This is a genomic window from Pseudomonas sp. o96-267 (assembly GCF_003935465.1).
Taxonomy (GTDB): Bacteria; Pseudomonadota; Gammaproteobacteria; order Pseudomonadales; family Pseudomonadaceae; genus Aquipseudomonas; species Aquipseudomonas sediminis.
The window spans coordinates 136,779-143,611 of the sequence record NZ_RHQP01000012.1 but is presented as its reverse complement, the minus strand read 5'-3'; the positions used below and the strand labels follow the sequence as shown (position 1 = coordinate 143,611).

Annotated in this window: 5 protein-coding genes; all 5 read right to left on the bottom strand. The window is 56.0% G+C overall.

Annotation, left to right across the window (positions count from 1 at the left end; translation table 11 throughout):
* A partial coding sequence (locus EGJ86_RS10830) for a DEAD/DEAH box helicase (RefSeq protein WP_256672418.1) occupies nucleotides 1–721 on the bottom strand: 721 nt, incomplete at its 3' end.
* A 13-nt stretch (nucleotides 722–734) separates the two neighbouring features.
* Nucleotides 735–1,007 (bottom strand): hypothetical protein, encoded by a 273-nt coding sequence (locus EGJ86_RS25090; RefSeq protein ID WP_177432821.1) that lies wholly within the window; start codon nucleotides 1,005–1,007, stop codon nucleotides 735–737.
* Nucleotides 1,008–1,768: 761 nt separating this feature from the next.
* Nucleotides 1,769–3,664, bottom strand: a complete 1,896-nt coding sequence (locus EGJ86_RS10820) for a hypothetical protein (RefSeq protein ID WP_125835107.1) — start codon at nucleotides 3,662–3,664, stop codon at nucleotides 1,769–1,771.
* Complete coding sequence (locus tag EGJ86_RS10815) at nucleotides 3,661–5,322, bottom strand: hypothetical protein (protein WP_125835106.1); 1,662 nt, start codon at nucleotides 5,320–5,322, stop codon at nucleotides 3,661–3,663. The genes EGJ86_RS10820 and EGJ86_RS10815 overlap by 4 nt, the downstream gene beginning before the upstream one ends.
* A gap of 18 nt (nucleotides 5,323–5,340) precedes the next feature.
* Complete coding sequence (locus EGJ86_RS10810; protein ID WP_256672417.1) at nucleotides 5,341–6,621, bottom strand: Druantia anti-phage system protein DruA; 1,281 nt, start codon at nucleotides 6,619–6,621, stop codon at nucleotides 5,341–5,343.
* Nucleotides 6,622–6,833: the final 212 nt, after the last annotated feature.

Sequence of the window (6,833 nt, the reverse complement as noted above, 5' to 3'; positions counted from 1 at the left end):
CAAAATGCCATGGCAATGCGGCATGATGCTCCGGCTTCAATTCAATAACCGTGTTGCACTCAGCTCCTGCAACCGCCGGCTCTATAAAACGCTCGTCTCTATCTCTAGACCGTTCCCCTGGGTACGGGGTACGTCCGGTATAGCTACCGAAACGGATCGGGTGTGGGCGGTTCTGAGTTAAGATCGACGATGCGTCAGTATTCCCGATGAGGCGACGGATCCGCGCCAATTGGTCATTAACCAATGCATTCATGGGGTAAAGCAATAGTGCTCGACAGCCAGGCAACTGCGCGGACTCGGGTCGCTCCTGTCCCTCTATGGCCAATTTACCAATGATGGGCATAAGGAAACTTTCGGTTTTACCGGAGCCGGTACCAGTTGCGATAACCAGATCCGCAGCCTCGTCACCTAGAAATGCTGTGAGTGCTTGTGATTGATGTTCGTAAGGCCGAGGGTAAAGCCCGAGATCCATTAGCGACAACTGAGTGAGCATATCGGATGCGACTTTAGGTATGGGGAGCCGATTAAATGGATCTCCCACTTTGTATACTGCCGTCGCTTCGACATAAGGTGTCTGGACAATGGTCTCAGGACTAAGCAGAAGAGCGTGTCGCTCTCTGACAAGCCCTTCATCACGAATATGGTACTGTGCTTCGATGTATTGTCGAAGACTATCCGCCAGGCTTTTCGCTGTCTCGTGAACACCAGATGCTTCATTCATCGGAATCCCCCCATTATTGTCTTCCCTCTGCAAACTGACGCTCAACTACTTCCACGCTCAACCCAGTAAGCGCTTGGCGCACCAGCGGAAACATCTCGCTTGGTATCACATGGTAGGTCGTTCCTGCTCCGCCGTTGTCGGGAGTCGGCAGTTGCCAGCCCAGCAGCAGCGTTTTTTTCTCTTCCCGAGGCAGTTGACGATATAGGCGCAGCCGAACATGTGTTTGCGACACAAGCGCTTCAACTTTCATTGGATGGCCAGCTTGAGCGTCCAAATAAAACTGCAAGCGCCTTGCCTGTTGAGGTGGCAGCCCCGTCATTTTCCGCAGACACCCTCGCGACACTAGGACCACAAAATATTCAGACCGTGGACCTGTGCGGCATCTGGCGAGGAAGAGACCTTCGGCGGTCGAACAGGCAGAAAGCGCCATCCATTTGCCGTCGAGCCGGATTGAAACGTCCGCTAGTTCATTCGTCGCGGGTTTCAGTTGCGCCTTAGCGCTCGATAACAGTTGGATCGACCAAGCCTGCAATCCTTCAATTGGGGCGCCAATCCATTCGGCTGGCTCCCAGAGGTCAATCCGTTCTGCGCACGCATCGACGTCGACCAGCCTGACCCTTCCCTCCCCGCGCATCGCTATTGGCCAGGGAAAGGTTTGTGCGGGGCCTCCACCGGTGATCACTGCCAGTTTCGCTCCAGCTCTGACCGCCCGTGGCGGAGGCGTTAGCCATCGTCCGCCATCGAGCCGCACCAAATCCCCTAGCTCTCCGAGGCTCTCCAGAATCTCTTTGACGCCTGGTTCAGCGGCTTGCTCATCGTCGAGAGTCGGCCACAGAGGGAGCAAGCGCCGGCGAACCTGGCTCGTCAAACTGAGCGTGCTCGCTGGTACCCATGCTTCCCGATCAGTGCTGGGGGCAGAACACAGATAGGATGCGGCCCGAAGGCACTCAGCTACCGCCGCGATCCGTAATCCTTCACCGCCACTTCTACAGCCCATACCGGTTGCCAGAATTTTGCGAGCGGCATCACGATCACTCCCTAGCCACTTCACTCGACATGCTCCGCATGAACCGCCTGTGCGTCGATTTCACTCTGGAGCTCGGCAATGCTGCGCGTTAGTGCCTCGACCGGCCCCCCAATGGATTGCGCCCATGGCAGTGCCCACTGCTTCATCACTGTATGGAGCGTTGGCTCCGCAGAGCCTGTCGATAGCAGTCGCAACTGGGCATACGCCCGGTCAGCGACCCGAAGCCACAGATTCCCTGGAACAAAGTCCACCTGTGCAAGGCGCTCCCTCAACGTGCTCGGTAACGCCAATAGCGTGTTTTCAGCAGGGTTGTGCAGTGCTCTCCAGTCATCCACGGCAAGATGGCCAAACTGCATTAGCGGCAGTTGGGCAGATACCCCCCGCATAGAGAATTCATCCGTATCAAACACGGGGCCGAGTTCAGACAATGTACCTCCGTCTGGAAATGCTGCTGGGCCATGAGTCCAAGACGCAATCAGAACTAGGCGCGCATCGACCGCCAGGGTGAACTGACGACGTGCTACAAGATCACGGATGGCACTGCCATATACCTCAAACGCAGACCGGTTAGCCCCCTTGAGCAGCAAGCACCCAGACGACTCGTACACGACTTCGAGGCAGTCGGCTGCGGCATTCTCAGACAGAAGACCAACTGGAACCCGCCACTCGTGGAAAATCGCCCCGCCTATGGCTGCTGCCACGGCATCTGCAATTAAGTCCGCCGTTGATCCTTTGAACTGGATCAACTGGCCGGAAATGACTGCCGCAAGGATATGCCGTGCGTAACGATTGGCATCGTTTTTCACTACTCCGCATGCCTGCAGGTTGTTGGCAATCACCTTCCAGGCAACGTCTACAGAACTAACTTCAACGAATGGACCGGTCGTTTCGTTCTCGATCAAGCGGACGTTTGCTTGATCACCGGTATCGTGACGCGGCGGCCTGCTGCTTCGCAAATCATGGTCGTCAAGGCGTTCGCATAACGTCGCCATTGCATTCGCCGTGACCTCCCAGTCGGGAACGCGCGCACTGAGCGTATCCAGTGCTTCCTCGATTGCTTGAACCTTTGCGCGTTCAGCAACCAGGTTGGCGACCTGAACGGCGAGAGAATCCAGCACCGCCGAGATTTGCTCGTCTTGGAGCGTTGAACGCGCCAAGACTTGCGATGCCTCTTGCTGCGCTCCGGCCGTTGACTGAGCCAGTTGGCTCAGTTGCTGCAAGCGGTCAGTGACACTTTGCAGAGCCACACGCAAATCTTCGACATCATGGGCAACACCAGCAAAATTTCCTGTCAGTTGTTTAACCACTTTGCTCGTTGCTGCCGCGCTCTTTTCCAGTTGGTCGATACGCGCAGCTGTTTCCTCTGCCGCCGTTTCGGCCAGTTCAAAGTAACCCTCGATTTTATCCAAGCGCCCCGGTAAGCCATCGATCATCCGATCCCTGGCCAGTGTGGACGCGGGATGAAAGCTGTTCAGGACTGCCTGCATCGCCGGTTCTTCGGCGAAACCGCTGTATGCGGCCAGCCGCTCGACGGTTTCCCGAGGAGCATCTGGGTACAACTCGGCTAACTGTTTGAAAAAGCTGGCGCCTGTGTCCGCCTCTTGGGGGGGCGTCTCTGGCACTGGAAAAGCGCTGTCCAAGCGGCTCCTTGCCCACGCCACCCAGAGGCTAGCGAAAGCTTTCCAGTCCGCCTCCCCTTTCTGCCCTGGCTGGGGGTGCACTAGGTGCCCAATTAACCGACGTTGTTTCTCCTTGAATTCTGGCGGGGATCCGCGTCTAAACCCAGGGATTGAGGCCTGACGGTCGAAGACCAGTTTGCGAACGGTATGGGGTACCTCTTCGATGAACTCGGTAATCATCGTAACCCCGAGCCCCGAAATCCGCTCTCGTGCCTCTTGGCTGTACAGGTAGCTCATCGCGAGACCCCATCTCCTGAATAACGAATATCAAATCCACAGGCGCTCACATCTGCCACCAATTGACGATAATGAGGGAGCAATTCTGGTCGAGGCACGGATGCGCACAACGCACTAACCAGTGCCTGATCATTGCCAGTGAGTACGGTTCTCCCACCAATATGAAGCTGGGATAGAAAACTCTTCAGGCGCAAGCGCAATGATCGCCCGAGCGTCAGCAACGAGGCGTTGGCCAGCGGCTGACTAGCACCGATGGCCAACCGGCCCAACCCGCCAAAATCCAAATACAACTGGAACTGCGGATCGGTGAGATATTGTTTGAGCAGGCTATTCATTGCCGGCGGCAACAGGCATGCCTGTGGAGCATGATCAGTCGACATGTCGCTAGACATCAGTCGTCGGTATTCCTTCTGACCACTGGGTGAAACAACCTCCATCCTGCCTGTGGCCCCTCTCGGCATTGTGAGGTAGTCAAAATGCAGTTCCCGCACTCGGGTGGCCATCACATAGGATTGGCTTTGCCTTCGATGCAATGAGGTAATAAGACGTTCGCCACACTCGTTGATGAAGACCAGATCCACCGTCGGGTGCTGAAAGCTTCGCCCCAGCGACGTGCTCTTGGAATAAAACCTGTCGATATCCGAGTGATCGCTCTTGCCGATCCTGAATGCATCGCTTCCATCACGTATCAAAGTGAAGAGCGCCGGTGACCGATCAGGGGCGGTCGCGGCAATGCGATCACGTTGATTGACGGCCTGTAAGGTTGGCCCGCTGCCGTGCGTCCCTCCAGGCATCCTATGAGCGGCCAAGATGACCGCATCGGCCTCAATGTACTCGACCGTATTGATACTGACGTTGCGGCTCAGGAACGGCCAGATAGTGGTGATCGTAGGCGCCGCAGGCATAACGTTTAGTTGAGTAAAGGCTTCCAGCCAACTTATGCAGGCGTCTGAGGGCGCTTCCGGCACGGTGATCAGCGCCAAGTTCCAGCCCTGGCGCGGTTTGAGCTTGTCCACCAACAGATCTTCAGGGAATTCCGGAGTCACCGGTGCCGACCATAACAGGGCGTAGGTTTCGCAGCGATTCAGTGCTTGGGCACGGGGAAACCCGCTTTCGGTGCCTCGACCTATGGCAGTGAATGCGGCTGCGCCCCGAGCAGGTAGACCCGCACACGTCCGCTCAACGCCTGCGACGAAGGATGGATCCGGCCTGCCCTCGAAGGACAAGATCTTGTAGTCGTTCGTTGTGGGCTCGGCCATGACTCTGAAGCCTGAGCCCATCCCGCGCATATCGAGCTTTTGTACCCTGCCGCCGACATCGAGCTTGAGATAGGCATGACACGCTCGGCAGGGGGGCAAGACCAGTTCAAGCGACCACACTCCGGCGTTCTGGCCTTTTTTGATCAACAAGCGAAGATCTATGTGCCGGGTAGGCGGGAGTTGAACCTTGTCATGAATGCCATGACTCATTGATCCCGACATAAAATAGGCGCAGGCGCTGGAGGACACGCCACGCCAATGGGCAAAGTAGTTTTTCCGCAATGGCCCCGAACGTAGCCCAACCCGCTTGCGGCAGTAGGAACAAATGTAGTAGCCAGTGCTTGACGCGATATCGGCGGTAACTGATTTATTCGTGACCGGATCTATGGCGCAATCCATCGCTCATACCCTTCGCAGCTAACCGCGCAAACCGACAGTGCCGCTCGACTCCGTAGCAACGTGGCCGGCGACTGAAAAATGGCACGCTAGGCTGCCGTACAAATGAATGAGATCCGTCGACTTCCAATCTCGAAACTCAGGTCTATTCCTTGAGCGTGGAATCATCCAACGATTCAGCGCTAATTCACCGATTTCACTAACCGACAACAGCGATCGGGTGTCCGGTTTTCCACTATCGCCATGCAGGAGCTTCGTGGCGTTGCCGGCCAATTGACAAATGAAGACTTCACGTTGGATGCCATGACGCATCAGATCATCCTTGAAACCCAGTGCTTTCAGCGCCGCGCGTGTAGTGCGCAAGCGCCAGTTAGGCCCCTCGCCGAAGGCGTGCTGGTCGGCATAGCGATGATCGAGCTCCCGAAGATAGTCACGAAGCTCAATAAACAACCAGTCGGGTATATGGAAATGCCCCCAACCACCGGTGAAGCCAATGGACTTGAGGTACTCTGTACCATCCAACTTCAACCGGTTATAGACCGCAGAGCGCCCCATCGACGAAGTCGTCACGACTGCCAGCAGGCGTGCATTTTTTTCAGTCTGCGAGATGATGCCTGTAGAACCACCATAGGCATTGGCAAAATCATCATAAATGTCCCGACTGCGAAGCAGGCAAGCGACCAACTTACCGCCCAACAAGGTGTTGTAAGGCGGGATCGCTCCTAGGACATAGGCATCCATCAAATTGACCAGCCGGGCAGCTCTGTCCGCGCTATCCCAACCAATGAACTGGTCTCTGACACCAAGGTTGAAAACCGGATCGCCAATGGCAATCAACCCCATCAGTTTGCCATTTGCCTGATCCCAGACAAGGTAGCGCAAGCGCCTGCCAAAGCCGTTGGACACAGGGACAGACCAGGACAGTGACGCCAGTCTAAAGAGGTCACTTTGCCACGTTCCGGACGACACGCGCTCAAGCACAGGGGAAATCTTTTCCGGCGCAACCTCGCAGCCGCTGGCAAAATATGGCATCAGCTTAGCCGTGTTACGCGCGATGAAGCGTTCGCTCGCGTTGAGCCGTTCTTCGCGCTGTGCAGCATGCAAGGCACGGATCGCTTCCTTGCCATTGCCTGGCGGACACAGGGCCCCTTCCTGGGTTCTAGTGAAACCTAGCTGGTGCAAGTGCTCTCGCACTTTTCGCTTGAGATTTGCTTCTCTCGGATTGGCTCCAATAATAATTACGCTGCCGGTTGGCATTTTGCTTCCCTGCTTGGAGTTCACTTCAACGAGGTAGACGAACACAGGCCTTACTGTTTCGCTTTGTAGTGCTCAAAAACTGGTGCACAGGCGTCAAAAGTACCGCACATCAAGGGCATACGGTAACAGCCGCATCAGACTAGATCCTACACCGCCCCCAATATTTTATGAAGTGCCGAACCGGCAAAATGACATCACTACTCACGCGTACGCTCGCGCCCCGATAGAGCGGCTTGTTTCTTACCTCTATCGCCAGT